Below are 19,142 nucleotides of genomic sequence, written 5' to 3' on the forward strand. Positions count from 1 at the left end.
CACGAGACGATGGCCCAGAGTCGAGCTCAACAAGCCGATATAGATTGATGGAAACGATCCATGAGCGACAAAACGAGCGAGACTGAGACCGCCGATCTCGAAACATTCCGCAGCGAAACGCGCGCCTGGTTGGAAGCCAATTGCCCGCCGGAGATGCGCAAGCCCGCGACCTCCGACGCCGACGTGTTCTGGGGCGGACGTAACGCAAAATTCTCGTCGGAGCCGCAGCGCATCTGGTTCGAGCGCATGCGCGACAAGGGCTGGACGGTACCCGATTGGCCGAAGGAGTACGGCGGCGGTGGCCTGAGCGCCGCCGAGCACAAGGTGCTGCGCGCGGAGATGGGACGAATCGGCGCGCGGCCCCCGCTGTCGAGCTTCGGCATCTGGATGCTCGGGCCGGCGCTGCTGAAATACGGCAACGATGCGCAGAAGAAGGAGCATCTGCCGAAGATCGCGGCTGGCCTGATCCGCTGGTGTCAGGGTTATTCCGAGCCGAACGCCGGCTCCGATCTCGCCTCGCTCCAGACCCGCGCCGAGAGCGACGGCGACGATTTCGTCATCACGGGGTCGAAGATCTGGACGTCCTACGCCAACTACGCCGACTGGATCTTCTGCCTCGTCCGCACCGATCCCGCCGCGAAGAAGCATGACGGCATCAGCTTCATCCTGTTCGACATGACCTCGAAGGGCGTGACGACCAAGCCGATCCTTCTGATCTCCGGCTACTCGCCGTTCTGCGAGACGTTCTTCGACAATGTCCGCGTGCCGAAATCGCACGTGGTCGGCACCGTCAATCGCGGCTGGGACGTCGCCAAATATTTGCTCCAGCACGAGCGCGCGATGATATCAGGCATGGGCGAGCGCGGCGTCGGCCGTCCACTGGGCCAGATCGCGGCCGATTCCGTCGGCACCGATGCGCTGGGGCGGCTCGACGATGCGATGCTGCGTGGCCGCATTGCCAGCTTCGATGTCGATGAAGCTGCCCTTGCAGCCTGCGCCGAGCGCGCGGTCGATCTCGCCAAGGCGGGGCAGGCGCATCCGGCGTTCTCGTCGGCAATGAAATATTACGGCACCGAGCTGAACAAGCGCCGCTACGAGATCCTGATGTCGGCCGGTGGCGTCGATGCACTGGAATGGGAGAGCGAACGTTCGAAGCAAGGAGCGCGTCCGCGCGCCTGGCTGCGGACCAAGGCCAACTCGATCGAGGGCGGCACCACCGAGGTCATGCTCGGCATCGTCGCCAAGCGCATCCTCGATCTGCCGGGGGCGTAAGATTTCCCGTCATTCCGGGGCGCGCGAAGCGCGAGCCCGGAATCCATTTCACCGCGTATATGCCGCCTGATGGATTCCGGGCCTGGCCCTTCGGGCCATCCCGGAATGACCAAGACAAAACAGATTTCGAATCGGAACGCACCCATGGCCCTCGTCCTCACCGAAGAACAATCGATGCTCCGCGACAGCGCGCGCGGGCTGATCAGCGACAAGGCGCCGGTGTCGCATTTGCGGCATCTGCGCGACAGCAAGGACCCCACCGGCTTCTCCAGGGAGTTTTGGCATTCCTTCGCCGAGATGGGTTTTGCTGGCTTGCTGGTGCCGGAAGAGTTCGGCGGCAGCGGTCTCGGCTATGTCGAGGCCGGCGTGGTGATGGAGGAGATCGGCCGCACGCTGATGCCGTCGCCCTTCCTCGCCACCAGCGTGGTCGCGGCCTCGGCGCTGAACCGTGGCGGCAATGTCGCGCAGAAGTCGGAGTATCTGCCGAAGATTTCCAACGGCTCCCTGCTGGCGACGCTCGCGATCGACGAGGGCGCAAAACATCGCCCGCTTCAGACCAACCTCCAGGCCGTGCGCGCCGGCAACGGTTTCAGGCTCTCCGGCGCCAAGGCGCTGGTGGTCGACGGTCACGTCGCCGATCTCATCATCGTCGCTGCGCGCACTGCGGGTTCGGCCGGCGAGCGCGAGGGGCTGACGCTGTTCCTGGTCAACCCGAAGGCCAAGGGCGTTGCGATCGAGCGCACCATCATCGTCGACGCGCACAATGCGGCGCGGATCGAGCTTGCCAATGTCGAGCTCGATGCCGACAGCGTGCTCGGCGAAATCGACCAGGGTGGCGCACTGCTCGACGGCGTGCTCGATATCGGGCGCGGCGCGGTGGCCTCCGAAATGGTCGGCTTGAGCGAAGAAGTGTTCGACCGCACCGTCGAGTACCTCAAGAGCCGCAAGCAATTCGGCAAGCTGATCGGCGAATTCCAGGCGCTGCAGCACCGCGCCGCCGAGCTCTATGTCGACATCGAGATCACCCGCGCCGCCGTAATGAAGGCGCTGCAAGCGCTCGATACGGACGTCGCCAAGGCCGCATCAAGTGTCGCAGTGGCAAAGGCCCGCGCCGGCACCACCGCCACGCGCGCGGTGCAGGAAGGCGTGCAGATGCATGGCGGCATGGGCATGACCGACCAGTTCGACATCGGCTTCTTCATGAAGCGCGCGCGCGTGTGCGAGGAATTGTTCGGCGACGCGAACTACCACACCGAGCAGCTGGCGCGGGCGCGGGGGTATTGAGCGCGCGAACATGAGACGCGAGCACGTGCCTCACACGCAGTGTCGTCGCCCGGCTTGACCGGCCGACCCAGTACGCCGCGGCCTCTCGATTGATCACAACCGTCTCTGGAATACTGGATCGCCCGGTCAAGCCGGGCGATGACAGTTGAGATTGTGGATAGCGCGCCTGCCCCAAGCTCGTCATTGCGAGGAGCAGTTGCGACGAAGCAATCCAGACCGTCGCCTTGGAAAGACTCTGGATTGCTTCGCTTCGCTCGCAATGTCGGCGGATAGAGCTCCTTACCTCACCGGCGGTGCATACTGCACGCCGCCCGCATTCCACAGCTGGTTCATGCCGCGCGGGATCTTCAGCTTCGATTTCTCGCCGATGTTGCGCTCGTACATCTCGCCGTAATTGCCGACGTGGCGGATGATGCGGACCACCCAATCCTTGGTGAGGCCGAGCTGCTCGCCGTAATTGCCCTCGGTGCCGACCAGCCGCATCACTTCCGGCTTCTTCGACTTCAGGGCCTCGTCGATGTTCTCCGAGGAGACGCCGAGCTCCTCGGCGTTGATCATCGCGTACAGCGTCCACTTCACGATCATCATCCAGTCGTCGTCGCGCTGGCGCACGACGGGCGCGAGCGGCTCCTTGGAGATCATGTCCGGCAGGATCATGTGGTCGCCGGGCTTCGACAGGTTGATCCGCAGCGCGTAGAGCTGGGAGACGTCGGCGGAGAGCGTGTCGCATTTGCCGGTATCGTAGGCTTTCACCACGTCGTCCAGCTTGTCGAACTTCATCTCTTCATACTTCATGTTGTTGGCACGGAAGTAATCCGCGACGTTGAGCGCCGTGGTGGTCCCGGTCTGGACGCAGACCTTGCTGCCGGTCAGGTCCAGCGCGGTTTCCTTGTTGCGCGCACGCGGCAGCATGAAGCCTGCGCCGTCGTAATAGGCGACCGCGGGGAAATAGAGATCGTAGTCGAGCTCGCGCGCCATGCTCCAGGTCGAGTTGCGTGAGAGGATGTCCACCTTCCGGCTCTGCAATTCCTTGAAGCGCTCGCTGGCATCGAGCGCGACGAATTTCGCCTTGCTCGGGTCGTTGAAGATCGCCGACGCGACAGCGCGGCAGAAATCGACGTCGAAGCCGGTCCAGTTGCCCTTGTCGTCGGGGATCGAGAAGCCCGGCAGGCCCTTGTTGACGCCGCACAGCACCTCGCCGCGGCGGACGGTGCGCTTCAGGGTGCGGGTGTCGTAGAATTCATAGATGATGGCCAGGACGGCGACCAGCACGGCGACTGCGAGCCCGATCAGCAGGCCGCCACGAAAAGTGCGCATCATGTTGCTCTCTCGAAATAATCGGGAAAAGGAATATTCGCCAGGGCGAGAAGATCAGAGTTCGGGCTTCTGCCGGATGACCACCTTGGTGCCGACAGGGACGCGATCGTAGAGATCGGCGACGTCACGGTTGACGAGCCGGAAGCAGCCCGAGGAGACCTTGGTGCCGATCGTGTCGGGCCGATTGGTGCCGTGGATCCGATAAACGGTGGTGCCCAGATACATGGCGCGCGCGCCGAGCGGATTGCCGGGGCCGCCGGCCATGAAGCGCGGCAGATAGGGCTGGCGCTGGATCATCTCCGGCGGCGGCGTCCAATCCGGCCACTCCTTCTTGTTGGTGATGTTCACCAGCCCCTGCCACTGAAAGCCATCGCGGCCGACGCCGATGCCGTAGCGGATCGCACGACCGCCGGGCTGCACCAGATAGAGATGCCGTTCGGCGGTCGAGATGATGAGGGTGCCGGGCGCTTCGGTGGTGCGGAAGTAGACGACCTGCTTCTGCCATTCCGGATCGAGCTCGAAGGCATCGTCGGCGACCAGGCCCGGCTCGTCGCCGCGGTCGGGCTGCTGGGCGTAGGCATGGGGCGCGGACAGGATCAGGCCGATCGCAGCCACAAACATCCCGGTCAGGCGACGAAAATCCGTCATTTCAAGCTCTCCCCACTGCCACAGCGAATTTCGTTCGGAACCATCTGAACCCAGCGGCAGCTTCATGGCAAGTTGATGGCGCGCCCGGCTGGTATGTCACGAGAATGCTTTGGTTTTTTGACGGACCGCGCGCAATGCCACAAATGGGGGATGGCGCGAAAAGCTCAGATTACCGCCGAGAAGTCGATGCGCTCCCTCCCCCGCTTACGGGGGAGGGTCGGGGAGAGGGTGTCTCCGCAGAAAGATTCCCCCAGAGGAGAGAACCCTCACCCGGCGCGCGGGTCGATGCTTCGCATCGCCCGGGCGCGCCGACCTCTCCCGCAAGCGGGAGAGGCTCAGACCGAACCAGCGGCGAGATCAACTTCGCCAATTCGCACGAGATGCCAGCTAGATCTTGTTGTTCTCCAGCGCGATTCCGAGCCGCCGGACGATCTCCGTCCCCACGGCGCGCGCCTCGAGCCTCGACCCGATCCGAGGGCTGCGAAACCGTCGTCCTGAGAGCAAGCGGATCACGACGATGCAGTGCTCGTCCTCGGAGCGACCGCGGCGCTCGACGGTGATCGTCTTGACGTCGCGCCCTTCGATGTGGTCGGCGCGCAACGTGCCGTCGCCCCACAGGCGTTCGACGCGGATATCGCCCTGGCGGATGATCCAGAAGGCGCCGGTCACAAGGTTGGCATATCGATAAACGCCAAAAGCGGCGATCGCGCCGACCGGCAGCAGCATGATGTCGACCGGCCCGGGCGACAGGCCACGCCAGAGCCTGTAGGCGTAGGGAACGGCGCACAATGCGACGACGATCAGTGCGACGATCCTGATGTCTCTCTTCGAGAACGGCTCGAGGGGGTCGCCGAGACGCATCTCGGGATTGCTGGCATCGAGCGGATTGACCGGAGACTCGACGTCGGGAACGTCGAATTGCGCGGCGATCCGCGCCACCGTGTCATGCACGTGGGTGACATCGGTGATCGGCGGCGACGTCAGGCGCTCACCGGAGGCGAGCGTGAAGGCGAGCTGGAAGCGGGCTTTCGCCCTCTTGCTTCCGGGAACCTGCAATCCCCTGATGTCGTCCTTGGCAACGATCCGCGTCTTTAGTTTTCCGAACGGACGCTGCTCCCCGATCAGGATCTCGTCCGGCGTGATGATCCACACCACCGCTGGCGCCAGCATGATGATTCCGACGAACGCCGCTCCCACCAGCAGCGCGACCACGGAGATGATCACCTCCAGGGGATCGTGTGTGAACAGGCCCGGCGTGAAGCACAGCGCAACGGCGGCCGCAAAGCCGGACATGACCAGCCGCTGCGCGATCGAGGCGCCTTCACGAAGGCGAATGTCGGTGCTGCTGGTGGCGTCGTCCATCGCGGGCGGCTGATTGCGTGGCCCGCGAAACTCCACGGACGTGTCCGTGGAGTCAAGCAACAACGGCGAGACCCGCGCCGGGTGTTAGCTATTGGCGTTCAGCAGCTTTGCCACGGTGCGGTCGATCTCGTCATAGCGGCCTTCGCCCGCGTGCTGGAACACGATCTTGCCGTTCTGGTCGATGATGTATTGCGCCGGCCAATACTGGTTGCTGTAGGCGTTCCAGGTCCTGGAATCATTGTCCTGCGCCACCGGATAGGTGATGCCGTGCCTCTTTAGCGCCGCCTGGACATTGGAGGCCGAGCGCTCGAACGGGAATTCCGGCGTGTGCACGCCCACCACGACGAGACCCCGGTCCTTGTACTTGGCGTAGAGCTCGGTGACGTGCGGCAGCGTGTTGACGCAGTTGACGCAGCCATAGGTCCAGAAGTCCACCAGCACGACCTTGCCGCGGAGGTCGGCGAGGCTGAGCGGCTTCGAGTTGAACCAGTTGTTGATGCCGGCGAAGTCGGGCGCAGTCTGCTGGCTTGCGGCAGCGGTGACGACAGGGACAGCGCGCGCAGCCTCGTCGCAGATGCCGGGGATGACGGCGCCTGTTACGGCGATGCCGATCAGAGCGGCGGAGACGGCGAGCAGTTTGAAAGTCATGGACGAGTCCTCGGTTGAGATGCGCGATGATCACAGGCCGATCTGGCCGGTGGGATAGAAGCCGGTGAGCCACGCCACGATCAGCGTGTCGTATTGAAAATAGGCGGCGAGCGCGAAGCCGATCACGACGACGCCAAAGCCTTGCTGAAGGCGCGGCGAGATGCGCGCGAGACTGCGCACCCGCGTGGTCGCGGCCTGCCCGCCATAGGCGATCGCCAGCATGGGGATAGCCGCGCCGATCGCGTAGGCGACCAGCAGCGTGCCGGCCCAGCCAAAATTCTTCGTCGTGGCGACCAGTGTCAGGATCGAGCCGAGCACCGGGCCGGCGCAGGGCGTCCAGACCAGGCCGAGCGTGGTGCCGAGCACGAGTCCGCCGAGCGCGCCCTCGCGCTGCGTCGCGCGGGAATTGCCGAGATCGAGCCAGCCGTTGAGCCGGATCGACAGCCATTCGAACGGCGCCGGCCACAGCATCAACAGGCCGAAGCCGAGCAGAAGGATCGACGCCGCCTCGCGCAGCACGTTCGGATCGAAATCGAACAGCCGCGTGATGGCGCCGAGCAACAGCGCGGTCGCGGAGAACGAGATGACGAAGCCGAGCGCGATCATCGCGGGGCGCAGATGCGAGCTGCGGCCGATCGAGGCGCCGAGCAGGATCGGCAGCATCGGCAGCGTGCACGGCGCAGCGATGGTGAGGATGCCGGCGAGGACGGCGAAGAGCAGTTCGAGCATCGAGGCACTCGTGAAGGGGGTCACGAGGGCTGTTCGGGATAGATGTGTCGGACGTTACGCCGCGTCACACGTTCGTGACGGGCGCGGCTGCGGGCCGAAACGATGGTGCGTTCCCTCCCCCCTTGTGGGGGAGGGTTAGGGGAGGGGGGTAGCCCAGGAGATGGTCTACCCGTCTGGCATCATGCCGCGCCTGCAAGTCGAGACGGTCCCCGTGTGGCCCCCTCTCCCTGCCCTCCCCCACAAGGGGGGAGGGAACGAGAGAGACGTGTCCGCCTCACTCGAGCGCAGCGCCGCAGCCCACCCCCAAATACAAAACGACCCGGAGGGGGGCATCCCGTCCGGGTCGCTGGAGGTCTTGGGAGGTTTAACGAAACCGTATGTGAGCTTTATAGAAGGGAAGTTTTTCCGCCTGATGTTGTGCTTTGTTTCAATTGTTTCGTCGGCGGTAACACTTCCGTGTCCGGGATAGGGCCAAAGCTTGCGTCCTATCCCTTTGAAATGTCTAAGCTTCAGGCGGCGAAGCGCTCGACGCCGGCGCCCTTAAGCAATTCGGCGAGTTGCTTGCGGGCATAGAACATCCGGGTCTTCACCGTGCTCTGCGGGATGCCGATGATCTGACCGACCTCCTCCACCGACTTCTCATGGTAGTAGACGAGGTTGATGATTTCGCGATGCGCGGGTGACAGCTTCTGAACGCAGGCGCGCAGGATCGCGCTGGTGTCGCTGCGGTCGAGCGAGGTCTCCGGCGTGTCGCAGCCATCGGCGATCTGGCGCACGTCTTCCTGGTCGATGTCCTCGAAACGGCGCTGGCGCATCGCGGTCAGCGCCTTGAAGCGGGCAATCGAGAGCAGCCAGGTCGAAACCTGCGAGCGGCCCTGGAATTGGCCGGCGGTCCGCCACACGTCCAGAAACACCTGGCTGACGAGGTCTTCCGCCGTGGTAGCGTCGCGCACGATCCGCAGGATGAAGCGGTACACGCGCACATTGTGCCGGCAATAAAGGATGTGCATGGACGTCCGGTTGCCGTCGGCAATGCTTTCGAGAAGCATGTCGTCCGAGGTCGCCTGAGCGGCAATGATGCTCTGGCTGGCTTGGGCGTTGATGGCGATGACGTTCGGCATTGACTTGGCTCCCCGTAGCGCCGCAACCGAGCGGCGTTTCCTTGGACCAAAGTGTTAATGAGCCAACGTTTCGGGACGTCTGCACGAAAAGGAGAAAATGGTTTCGTGCGCCATCAAATTGTTTCGTCGGATTAGCCGCGACGAAAAATTCGAGGCAAAAAAGCGTGGAATTTCAATGTACGGAAAATACGGGGATGGGGATTAGGCGACGAGCGGAGGCGCCGGGAACATATTTCCGGGGTTTGCGTTCGATGTCGCCTCAATCCCAGCTGTCGTCTTGGCCTAGTGCGCAATTGCGCACGGGGGGGCCGGGACCCATAAACACGGAGTGGGTTCGGCGAAGACACGAGGAACCAGCCTCGCGCAGCAACTTCTGCTTGGGGTAATGGGTCCTGGCTTTCGCCAGGACGACAATGGGGCCCCTACGCCTTCTCGCCCGCCGGCGAGAACAGATAGCCGCCGCCGCGGATGGTGCGGATCACGGCCGGCTTTGCCGGATCGGGCTCGATCTTGCGGCGGATGCGCATGATGCGCAGATCGACGGCGCGGTCGAAGGCTTCGGCGTCGCGCGCATTGGCCAATTCCAGCAGGCGCTCGCGCGACAGCACGCGCTTCGGATTGGCCGCGAACACTTTCAAGAGCCCGAACTCGGATGCGGTCAGCGGGTGCTCGTTCCCCTCGTCGTCGCGCAGGGCCTGCGCTTCGAGATCGAGCCACTTTGTCCCGAACCGTACCAATTGCTCCTTGTCCGATTTCGCAGCCGCCGTTTCCGCCACGGCTTTCGCCGGCGCGCTCCGGCGCAGCACCGAGCGGATGCGCGCCATCAGCTCACGCAGCTCGCACGGCTTGGCCACGTAATCGTCGGCGCCGAGCTCGAGGCCGACGACGCGGTCGATCGGGCTCGCCGTCGCCGTCAGCATGATCACCGGCACGTTGATGCGGCTCTTCAGGTCGCGGATGATCGAGAGCCCGTCTTCCTCCGGCATGTTGAGGTCGAGCACGACGAGGTCGGGCATGCTGCCGTCGATCGCCGTGCGCAAGGACTTGCCGCCGTCGCACAGCGTCACGGTGAAGCCGTGCATCTTGAGGTAATCGCCGACCATCTCCCGGGCCGGGGCCTCGTCGTCGACGATCATGATGTGCTGGCTTTGGGTCATGGTCCTGAGATCACGGGATTTCGGTCGCGGGGAGGGTGATGGTGAAGGTCGAGCCCTTGCCGGGGCCCTCGCTCTCGGCGGTCACCTCGCCGCCGTGCATGTCGATGATACGCTTGACGATGGATAACCCAAGCCCGGTCGAGCTCTCGCCGGCGGTCGGTTTTGCCGACAGCCGCTGGAACCGCCCGAACAGGCGGCCGAGATCCTCCGGCGAGAGGCCGGCGCCCTCGTCGCTGACGCGGATGATGGTGTCGCCGCCCTCATGGCTGACGATGACACCGATCTTGCCGCCGATCGGCGAGTATTTGATGGCGTTGCTGATTAGATTGTCGATCGCCTCGCGGATGCGGTCGGTGTCGCACATGGTGACGATGTTGACGGGCGCGGTGACGCTGATCGCCTGCTGCTTGTTGACGGCGAGCGGCTGGTTGGCCTCTGCAACCTCCTTGACCAGGGCCGCGACGTCGACGGGCTCGCGGCGGATGGTGATGTCGAAGGCGTCGGCCATCGCGTCCGAGATCAGATGGTCGACCATCGTGGTCAGGCGCTTGGTCGCATCGCGGATGTGATCGACCTGGGCGACCACGCCGCCTGACGACGCGCCGGTCGAGATCAGCTCCTTCAGCATCTCGGTGCGGCCGAGGATGACGCCGAGCGGGTTCTTCAGATCGTGCGCAACGGTGCCGAGGATTTCGTTCTTGAAGCCGTTGGCGCGCTGCAGCCGCAGCCATTGCGCCGAGAGCCGGCGGTTGGCCTGCATCAGCGCGCGGGTGCGCTGGGCGACACGGTCTTCCAGCTGGGTGTTGGCGGCCTGGAGCTGCTGGTAGAGGATGACGTTGTCGAAGGCGATCGAGAGCCGGCTGGAGAAGATCTCGACCAGCGAGCGGTCGGTTTCCGACAGCTCGCGCTCGGCCTGCAGCAGCACCACGACCTCGCGGCCGCTTCCGGTGCGCAAATAGATCACGCTGCGGTGGTCGGCGAACTCGTTCTTGCGGCCCTGGAAAGCGGCTTCCACCATCGCGCGCAGATCGGGATCGAGCGCCTTCGACGAGGTCGTGCCGATGAAGCGGCTGTAGCAGCCGCTGCCGGCGAGCACCGAAAGTTCGGGGTCGATGCCGCCATTGTCGCGCAAGACCAGGATGCCGGCGCAATCGACGTTGAGCAGCGAGGCGAGCTGGGTCAGCACGCCCTCGGCGAGCCGCTGCATCGACTTGAAGTCGTACAGCGTGGAAGCCGCGTCGATGATGATCTCGAGTCCGCGCCTTGTCTGCAGCATGCGCTCGAGCTGCTGGTAGGAGCGCAGCGCCGCGGTCAGCGAGGTGAACAGCTTGTCGGCGGTGAGCTCGGTCTTGGCCTTGTAGTCGTTGATGTCGTACTGCACGATCACGCGCCGCTCGGGCGCCTGGCCGGGCTGTCCGGTGCGCAGGATGATGCGGACGGTCTCGTTCTTGAGCTCGTTGCGGATGTACTCGACCAGCTCCAGGCCGGCGACGTCCGTTTCCATGATGACGTCGAGCAGAACGGCGGCGATGTCGTTGTGCGCGGCCATCAGCTTGCGACCTTCCGCCGCGGAATGGGCAGAGAGGATCTCTAGGCCCTGGCCGTTGAGCGAATAGTCCGAGAGCGCAAAACGCGTGCCGTCATGCACGGCCGGATCGTCGTCGATGACGGCGATCTTCCATTTCCGGGCGTCAACATCCTCCGATGCAGTACCGGTGTCGTCGATCAGGTGGAGGACATCGTCCTGTTCGGCCATTGAGAAGTCCCGTCAGTCTCTGTGCTTTGCGCGCCGCCCCTGGCGACCCGGGGCATGATAATGCGAAATGTAGTGCCTTGTCCCAGCTTGGATTCCAGCATCATGCGCCCGCCGAGCTGCTGGGTGACGAGGTTATAGACGATATGGAGGCCGAGTCCCGTGCCACCTTCATTGCGCCTGGTGGTAAAGAATGGGTCAAAGGCCTGGCGCTGCACGTCGGAGGTCATGCCGGCCCCGTCATCGGTGAAGATGATCTCGACGTCGTCGGCCCCGCGGGGCCGTGCCGAGATCGTGATCGTGCCGGCGCGACCATCGGCAAAGGCGTGGTTGGCGGCATTGAGGAAGAGGTTGGTCAGGATCTGGCCGTAGGAGCCGGGATAGCCGTCGAGCAGCAGCCCCTCGGGCATGTCGACATGGAGCGTGATCGGCGAGCGCTTCAGCACCGGGCGCAGGCTCGCGATGATCTGGTCGGTGGCTTCGCTCAGTGAGAACTGCCGCCGCTCGGCATGGGAGCGGTCGACCGCGACCTGCTTGAAAGACTGGATCAGTTCGCCGGCGCGCTGGAGGTTGGCGACGAGTTGCTGCGAGGCGTCGCGCGAGGATTGCACGAATTCTTCCAGCTGCGAGCGGCGCAGGCCGCCGTCGCCCTTGAGCTGGGCCTCGAAAATCTCGGTGCGCCGGGCAAAGCTCGACGCAACGGTGAGGCTGATGCCGATCGGGTTGTTGACCTCGTGCGCAACGCCGGCGACGAGGCCGCCGAGGGCTGCGAGCCTCTCGGCATCGATCAGATTCTGCTGCGCGGCATTGAGCTCGAGCAGCGCGCTCTCGGCCTTCTCCTTGGACGCGCGCAGCTCGTCCTCGGTCTGGCGCTTGGCGATCGCGTTCTCGCGGAACACTTCCACCGCGCGCGCCATGGCGCCGACTTCGTCGCGCGCGCGCGTGCCCTGCACCTCGCGGCCGAGGTCGCCGAGCGTGATCGCGCGCATCGCCGCCATGATCTGCTGCAGCGGCAGCCGGATCGACAGTGCGATCAGCACGCCGGCGGTGAGGATGATGCCGAGGAAGATCACCGCGATGGAAAGAACGCGACGGGAGATGTCCGCCAGCGTGCGGTCGAACGTCTCCTGCGCCTTCTGCTCGCGCTGGCGCATCTTGGTGGAGAGGTCGTCGATGGCACCGATCGCCTCGGCCTGGTTGGCGTCGATGGTGTTGCGCAGCAGCTCGGTACGGTTCGTGAGCTGCTCGGAGAGCTTTGCAAAGCCTTCGCGCAGCGCGGCGGTCCGGGCCGCGAGCCGTCGCAGCGCCATGCGCTGGAGGTCGTTGTCGGCGAGGTCGATCATCACGGGGATGGTCTTCTCGATCGTCTCGGTGTTGCGGCGGGCGTCGTCGGCCGCACCCGATGACAGCGACAGATAGTAGGAATTGGCCGCGACCAGCATCGCGGTGAAGGCCTCGCGCGACTTGCCCAGCGAAGGCCAGATCAGCGCGTCGCGATGGCCGGTGGCGCCTTCGATGATCGAGTAAAGCCCGGCCATGTCCCTGGCCGGTCCCTGCACCTGATCCTCATAGGTTTTGGCGATGGTGGCCTGCACGCCGCGCAGCTCGCCGAAGCCGTTGAGGAAGCGGTCGGTGGTGCGCTCCAGCTCCTCGACCGAACCCGACAGCATCGGGTCCTTGGCGGCACGGTTGGCCAGCGTCCCCAGCACCGCCTCGCGCAGCAGCAGGATCTCGGCGAACAGGTCGGGGCTCGGCTGGTTGATGTAGCGGTGGATCAGATTGTGCAGCCGCCCGGTCTCACTTTCGAGCAGCGCCAGAATCCGGTCGGACTCGCGCACCTGGCGCACGTCGTCCCAGGCCGAGCCGAGCACCTGCGAGCCGTTCCAGATCAGCCCGACCAGCACGATGACCACGGCGGAGTTCAGCGCCGCGATCGACAGGATGCGCCAGCGGATCGGCACCGCCCGGAGCACGCCGACCAGCCGCGCGCGTAGCCGCCCCATCGGGCCGGGCGACCTGTCTGCATGCTCGCTGTGTCCAAGCCCGGGCAAGAGGCCTCACTCCACCTTGCGAATGCGTTCGATCAGCGCGGCCGCAGCCGGATCTTGCCCGGCCTTGGCGTAGATCGCGACCATCGCATCCTCGAACGGCTTGCGGTCGATATCCCTGACGATGGTGACGCCCGCTGCTTCCGCCTTGCGCTGCGACTGCTCCTCGAGGTCGCGCCATTTCTCGCGCATGAAGTGGCTGGAGCGCTGCGCGGCTTCCCTGAAGATGGTCTGGTCGTCGACCGAGAGGCTTTTCCAGGCCTTCAGCGAGATCACCAGCACTTCGGGGCTCATCGTGTGCTCGGTGAGGGCGAGATAGCCGGCATGCTTGTAATGGTCCGTCGTCACGTAGGATGGCCAGTTGTTCTCGGCGCCGTCGATCAAATGGTTGGCAAGTCCGGCAAGCACCTGCCCATAGGGCATCTCGACCGGCTCCGCGCCGAGCGCGCGGATCATCTGGCTCATCAACTCCGACTGCTGCACCCGGATCCGCAATCCCTTGAGGTCCGCGACGTTTCTGACCGGGCGGACGCCGTTGTAGATCGACCGCGCGCCGGAATCGTAGAAGGCGAGACCAACGAAACCGTAGGGCTCGAAACTGCCGAGGATCTCGCTGCCGATCGGCCCGTCCAGCACCTTCTGCATGTGCTCGATGGACCGGAACAGGAACGGCATCGCCAGCACGTTCATCGCCGGGACGAAGTTGCCGATCAGCGCCACATTGGTCCGGTTGAGATCGATCGCGCCGACCCGGGTCTGCTCGATGGTCTCCTTCTCCTCGCCGAGCTGGCGAGAGTGGAACACCTTGACCTCGTGCCGGCCGCCGCTGCGCTCGGCGATCAGGGCGCCCATGTAGCGCAGCGCCTGCACGGTCGGATAATCCTCGGTCTGGGTGTCGGCGGCGCGGAATTCCCGCGCAGCGGCTCCCGTCGCGCAGATGGCGATCAGAAGCGCGACGAAAACCACCCCGGTCCGCGAGCGTTCGGCACGGTTCAACACTGGTACACTCAACCCCTCAGTGGTGGAGTCTATGGCGGGAGGAAAAGGTTCAATGCAATCTAGCAGATGGTCGTGGGAAGGCCATCCCGCCCGGGGCTTCGGGGTGATTGTGCGGCGCGGCCGGCGCTCATTCCCGGTTGAAACCGCAAATGCCGCGCCTTAAGCAGGGACAGCCGCTTTCGTCGTGCGGCATGGAAAGAGCCATCGTGACTTCAGCATCGCGCCTTTTGCAGGTCGCCGCCGCCTTTGCGGCCCTCTCATTGGCCGCGCCGGTGCGTGCCGCGACCGACATCGCCTGGTGGCACGCGATGTCCGGCGAACTCGGCCGGCAGCTCGAGAAGCTCGCCTCCGACTTCAACGCCTCGCAGACGGATTATCGCGTCGTACCGACTTACAAGGGCAGTTACACCGAGACGGTGACGGCCGCGATCTTCGCCTTCCGCTCGCGCAGCCAGCCCGCGATCGTCCAGGTCAACGAGGTCGCCACCGCCACCATGACCGCGGCCAAGGGCGCGATCTATCCCGTGTTCAGCCTGATGCGGGACATGAACGAGCCGTTCTCGCTCAATGACTATCTTCCCGCCGTTTCCGGCTACTACACCGATGCGGCCGGCAATCTGTTGTCGTTCCCGTTCAATTCGTCGACGCCGATCCTCTATTACAACAAGACCATGTTCCGCGACGCAGGGCTCGATCCGGACGCGCCGCCGAAGACCTGGCCGGAGCTCGGCGCTGCGGCAAAGCGCCTGCGCGATCGCGGCGCGGCGTGCGGCTTCACCACGTCCTGGCCGTCCTGGATCCATGTCGAGAATTTTTCAGCCTTCCACAATCTGCCGCTGGCGACGCGGACCAACGGCTTCGCCGCGCTCGATGCGGAATTGACCATCAACAATCCGTCTCTGGTGCGCCATGTCGCCGAGCTCAGCGAGTGGCAGAAGACCAAGGTGTTCGACTATAGCGGCCGCGGCCAGTCGGCCGAGCCGCGCTTCCAGAACGGCGAATGCGGCATCTTCATCGGCTCCTCGGCGACGCGCGCCGACATCAAGGCGAATTCGAAGTTCGAGATCGGCTACGGCATGATGCCGTATTGGCCCGACGTGAAAGGCGCGCCGCAGAACTCGATCATCGGCGGCGCCACGCTGTGGGTGCTGCGCGACCGGCCCCGCGAGGAATACAAGGGGATTGCGCGATTCTTCGCCTATTTGTCGCAGCCCGGCGTTCAGGCCGCCTGGCACCAGAACACCGGCTATCTGCCTGTGACCCGCGCCGCCTTCGAGCTGACCCGCGCGCAAGGTTTTTACGAGCGCAATCCGGGCTCGGCGATCTCGTTCGAGGAGATCACGCTGCATCCGCCGACGGAGAATTCGAAGGGCATCCGGCTCGGCTCCTTCGTGCTGATCCGCGGCGCGATCGAGGACGAGCTGGAGCAGGCCTTTGCCGGCCGCAAGAGCGCGCAAGCCGCGCTCGATGCCGCGGTCGAGCGCGGCAACAAGATCCTGCGCCAGTTCGAGCGCGCCAGCCCGGATAGGTAGAGTTCTCAGATTGGACCTCTCTTTAACCGCGAAGGAAGTGCGCCCCCTCTCCCGCTTGCGGGAAAGGGTTGGGGAGAGGGGCTCTCTGCAAAGGGACAATCCCCTAGAGGAGAGAACCCCCACCCGGCGCTTCGCGCCGACCTCCCCCGCAAGCGGGAGAGGTGCGCCGTCTGCTTGGCGCGCATCAAATCAAGCAAAACCCGCTTGCCTCATCGGGCGCGCATGACCAGCGTTCCATCGCAAATCTTGCCAACTTTCACCGACGCTGCTGACTTTCGCGCGTTTCGCTCCGACCCACCGCGATGGCTGCCGATCGCCATCGACATCGCCAGCAGCCACGAGCTCGATGTCAGCGCGCCGCACGTGTTTGCGACCGGCACCAATCTCGTCGTCGGGCTCGGCGATCACCTGATCCTGAAAATCTTCCCGCCGCTGCTGCGCGCGCAATTCGTCTCCGAGCGCGGCTCGCTGACGCAGCTTGCCGGCCGCCTGGACCTGCCGATCCCCGAGATTGTCGCGGAAGGCGAGCGCGACGGCTGGCCTTATCTGATCGTCACACGCCTTGCCGGCACGCTCGGCTCGGAGGTCTGGCCGCAATTACCTGAAGCGCAGAAGGAACGCGTGCTGCGCCAGATCGGCGAGACCATTGCATCCGTGCAGCGCGCGCCGCTCGGCCCGCTCGCGCAGATCGAGCCGCGCTGGGGAGACTTCATGCGCGCCCAGATGCAGGGCTGCAAGGCGCGGCACACGCGTCTCGGCCTTGCGCCAAAATTCCTCGCCGGCCTCGACGATCTCCTGCGCGATGCGCCCGCGCTCATTCCGATGGATGCGCCGGTGATCCTGATCGGCGAATACATTCCGGAGAACTTCCTGCTCGCCTGCGACGACGGCCAATGGTCGCTCGCCGGCCTGTTCGACTTCGGCGACGTGCTGGCGGGATGGCGCGACTACGATCTGCTCGGCCCCAGCGCCTTCATGGCAGCGGGCCGGCCGGGGAGGGTGCGCGGCCTGCTCGAAGGCTTTGGCTACACCAAGCCCGACTTCGCGCTCAAGCGCCGCCTGATGGCGCTGATGCTGCTGCATCGCGCCAGCGACCTCAACAGCCACATCTGCATCGACGGCTGGCAGGACCAGGCGAATGATCTGGTCGAACTCCAGGAGCTGATCTGGCCGGGGTGATTGCCGGGGATCCCCACCGTCGTCCTGGACAAGCGAAGCGCAGATCCAGGACCCATTACCCCAGGGAGGAGTTTTGCGAAGATTCGTAGTTGCCAGCTTCGCGCCGCAACTCCTGCTTGGGGTAATGGGTCCTGGCTTTCGCCAGGACGACGGTGGTCCAATAGGCCGCCTGCCAAACAAGCGAGACTCCATTCAGCTTATTTTATGAGCAAATGCGCATCTTTGTATGCAATGCCCCAAGACTTGGCGTCTGACGGATGGCCCGATCAATGGCTGCTTCCCTTAAATATTTCAAGGGCTTATGTCGGTTTAAATTCTCATTAAGCCTTGGCACGAACCTTGCGAATCCAGTTCCAACCAGAAAACTTTGTGTTGGAGCCATTTCATGAAGCGCCGCGATTTCCTCAAGTCCGTTTCCGGATTGGCCGCAGGCGCGGCGCTTCCGGCCATGCCCTCCGTGGTTTCTTCGGCCTATGCCGATGCGCGCTCGGAGACGCTGCTGATCGTCTCGGAAGGCGGCCCCAACAATCTCGACATCCACGGCGTCGGCACCAACGTGCCCGGCTATGAGGTGTCCTGGAATTGCTACGACCGCCTGATCAGCCACGAGATGAAGACCGGCCCCGGCGGCGTGCCCTATTACGATCGCGACAAGTTCAAGGGCGAACTCGCCGAGGACTTCAAGATCGACGACATGTCGGTCACCTTCAAGCTGAAGAAAAATGCCAAATTCCATGACGGCGCGCCTGTGACCGCCAAGGACGTCAAGTGGTCGCTCGACCGCGCCGTCAGCGTCGGCGGCTTCCCCACCTTCCAGATGAGCGCGGGCTCGCTCACGAAACCCGAGCAGTTCGTCGTGATCGACGACTACACGGTGCGTGTCGACTTCCTGAAGAAGGACAGGCTGACGATTCCCGATCTCGCGGTGATCGTGCCCTGCATCGTCAATTCCGAGCTGGTGAAGAAGAACGCCAGCGAAAAAGACCCATGGGGTCTCGAGTACACGAAGCAGCAGACCGCGGGCTCCGGCGCCTACAAGGTGACGAAGTGGACAGCCGGCACCGAAGTCGTGATGGAGCGCAATGACGATTGGGTCGGCGGCCCGCTGCCGAAGATCAAGCGCGTGATCTGGCGCATGGTGCCGCAGGCCGGCAATCGCCGCGCGCTGCTGGAGCGCGGCGACGCCGACATTTCCTACGAGCTGCCGTTCAAGGATTTCCAGGAGATGAAGGCGAGCGGCAAGCTCAACGTGGTGTCGCTGCCGTTCTCCAACGGCATCCAGTATATCGGCATGAACGTGACCAAGCCGCCGTTCGACAATCCCAAAGTGCGTCAGGCGGTCGCCTACGCGATTCCCTACCAGAAGATCATGGACGCGGTGATGTTCGGGCTGGCAAACCCGATGTTCGGCGCGCCCAAGGACAAGCCGACCGAAGTCGCCTGGCCGCAGCCGCACAAATACAACACCGACATGGACAAGGCGAAGGCGCTGATCGCTGAAGCCGGCTATGCCAACGGCTTCGAGACCACGATCTCGTTCGACCTCAACTTCGCCGGCGTGAATGAGCCGCTCTGCGTGCTGGTGCAGGAGAGCCTGGCCCAGATCGGCATCAAGACCACCATCAACAAGGTGCCCGGCGCCAACTGGCGCACCGAATTGAACAAGAAGGAGATGCCGCTCTTCACCAACGTATTCTCGGGCTGGCTCGATTACCCCGAATACTTCTTCTACTGGTGCTATCACGGCAACAATTCCGTCTTCAACACCATGAGCTACAAGTCGGCGGAGATGGACAAGCTGATCGACGGGGCGCGCAATGCTGCCGCCACCGGTGACACCGCGACCTACGACACCGACGTGAAGGGGTTCGTCGATCTCGCCTACAGCGACATCCCGCGCATCCCGCTGTACCAGCCCTTCGTCAATGTCGCGATGCAGAAGAACATCAGCGGCTACCAATACTGGTTCCACCGCAGGCTGGATTATCGTGCGATGGCGAAGGGGTAAGGGGGCGTGGCGGGCGCTGTCCTTCAGAGTGAGGTGAGCACGCTCTTCAGGCTCCCTCCCCCCTTGTGGGGGAGGGAGCCTGAAG

The 19,142-nt window shown here is 64.2% G+C and carries 15 protein-coding genes; 5 read left to right on the forward strand and 10 right to left on the reverse strand.

The features are described from left to right. Positions 1-60: 60 nt before the first annotated feature. Positions 61-1,272 carry an acyl-CoA dehydrogenase family protein gene (locus tag AC0L3C_RS34265; protein WP_473284505.1) on the forward strand — a complete coding sequence of 404 codons (1,212 nt, stop codon included), beginning with the start codon at positions 61-63 and terminating at the stop codon, positions 1,270-1,272. A gap of 144 nt (positions 1,273-1,416) precedes the next feature. Continuing rightward, positions 1,417-2,556, forward strand: coding sequence for an acyl-CoA dehydrogenase family protein (locus AC0L3C_RS34270; RefSeq protein WP_473410212.1), 1,140 nt, complete (start codon positions 1,417-1,419; stop codon positions 2,554-2,556). 279 nt (positions 2,557-2,835) lie between these two features. Here AC0L3C_RS34270 and AC0L3C_RS34275 read toward each other — a convergent pair whose 3' ends face one another. The 10 genes from AC0L3C_RS34275 to AC0L3C_RS34320 all read right to left on the reverse strand — a co-directional run bounded on the left by AC0L3C_RS34275 (position 2,836) and on the right by AC0L3C_RS34320 (position 14,338). After that, the gene (locus tag AC0L3C_RS34275) at positions 2,836-3,873 is read right to left on the reverse strand and encodes an amino acid ABC transporter substrate-binding protein (RefSeq protein ID WP_035975288.1); all 1,038 of its coding nucleotides are present in this window, start codon (positions 3,871-3,873) and stop codon (positions 2,836-2,838) included. A 54-nt stretch (positions 3,874-3,927) separates the two neighbouring features. After that, the gene (locus AC0L3C_RS34280; RefSeq protein ID WP_247426781.1) at positions 3,928-4,521 is read right to left on the reverse strand and encodes a L,D-transpeptidase; all 594 of its coding nucleotides are present in this window, start codon (positions 4,519-4,521) and stop codon (positions 3,928-3,930) included. A gap of 387 nt (positions 4,522-4,908) precedes the next feature. Then, positions 4,909-5,883 carry a hypothetical protein gene (locus tag AC0L3C_RS34285; protein ID WP_473410218.1) on the reverse strand — a complete coding sequence of 325 codons (975 nt, stop codon included), beginning with the start codon at positions 5,881-5,883 and terminating at the stop codon, positions 4,909-4,911. An 84-nt stretch (positions 5,884-5,967) separates the two neighbouring features. After that, a complete protein-coding gene (locus AC0L3C_RS34290; RefSeq protein ID WP_473410213.1) occupies positions 5,968-6,531 on the reverse strand; it encodes a thioredoxin family protein in 564 nt (187 codons plus the stop codon). Positions 6,532-6,561: 30 nt separating this feature from the next. After that, positions 6,562-7,260, reverse strand: coding sequence for a cytochrome c biogenesis CcdA family protein (locus AC0L3C_RS34295; protein ID WP_473410214.1), 699 nt, complete (start codon positions 7,258-7,260; stop codon positions 6,562-6,564). Between the two features lie 509 nt (positions 7,261-7,769). Continuing rightward, positions 7,770-8,381, reverse strand: a complete 612-nt coding sequence (locus tag AC0L3C_RS34300) for a sigma-70 family RNA polymerase sigma factor (RefSeq protein WP_247495466.1) — start codon at positions 8,379-8,381, stop codon at positions 7,770-7,772. A 422-nt stretch (positions 8,382-8,803) separates the two neighbouring features. Next, positions 8,804-9,538, reverse strand: a complete 735-nt coding sequence (locus AC0L3C_RS34305; RefSeq protein ID WP_007597984.1) for a response regulator — start codon at positions 9,536-9,538, stop codon at positions 8,804-8,806. Positions 9,539-9,548: 10 nt separating this feature from the next. Next, positions 9,549-11,294, reverse strand: a complete 1,746-nt coding sequence (locus tag AC0L3C_RS34310; RefSeq protein ID WP_473266908.1) for an ATP-binding response regulator — start codon at positions 11,292-11,294, stop codon at positions 9,549-9,551. Further along, positions 11,264-13,294, reverse strand: coding sequence for a sensor histidine kinase (locus AC0L3C_RS34315; RefSeq protein ID WP_473266923.1), 2,031 nt, complete (start codon positions 13,292-13,294; stop codon positions 11,264-11,266). The genes AC0L3C_RS34310 and AC0L3C_RS34315 overlap by 31 nt, the downstream gene beginning before the upstream one ends. A gap of 54 nt (positions 13,295-13,348) precedes the next feature. Beyond that, the gene (locus AC0L3C_RS34320) at positions 13,349-14,338 is read right to left on the reverse strand and encodes a TRAP transporter substrate-binding protein (protein ID WP_473410215.1); all 990 of its coding nucleotides are present in this window, start codon (positions 14,336-14,338) and stop codon (positions 13,349-13,351) included. 191 nt (positions 14,339-14,529) lie between these two features. Between AC0L3C_RS34320 and ugpB the strand changes: the two genes are divergently transcribed. The 3 genes from ugpB (at position 14,530) to AC0L3C_RS34335 (ending at position 19,057) form a co-directional block, all read left to right on the forward strand. Beyond that, the gene (ugpB, locus tag AC0L3C_RS34325) at positions 14,530-15,870 is read left to right on the forward strand and encodes a sn-glycerol-3-phosphate ABC transporter substrate-binding protein UgpB (RefSeq protein WP_473410219.1); all 1,341 of its coding nucleotides are present in this window, start codon (positions 14,530-14,532) and stop codon (positions 15,868-15,870) included. A gap of 222 nt (positions 15,871-16,092) precedes the next feature. Beyond that, positions 16,093-17,049: an aminoglycoside phosphotransferase family protein gene (locus AC0L3C_RS34330; RefSeq protein WP_473410216.1), complete on the forward strand. Its 957-nt coding sequence runs from the start codon at positions 16,093-16,095 to the stop codon at positions 17,047-17,049. Positions 17,050-17,434: 385 nt separating this feature from the next. After that, positions 17,435-19,057, forward strand: coding sequence for an ABC transporter substrate-binding protein (locus AC0L3C_RS34335; RefSeq protein ID WP_473410217.1), 1,623 nt, complete (start codon positions 17,435-17,437; stop codon positions 19,055-19,057). The last annotated feature ends 85 nt before the right edge of the window (positions 19,058-19,142 follow it).

The sequence above is a fragment of the Bradyrhizobium sp. WSM4872 genome, from assembly GCF_055811715.1.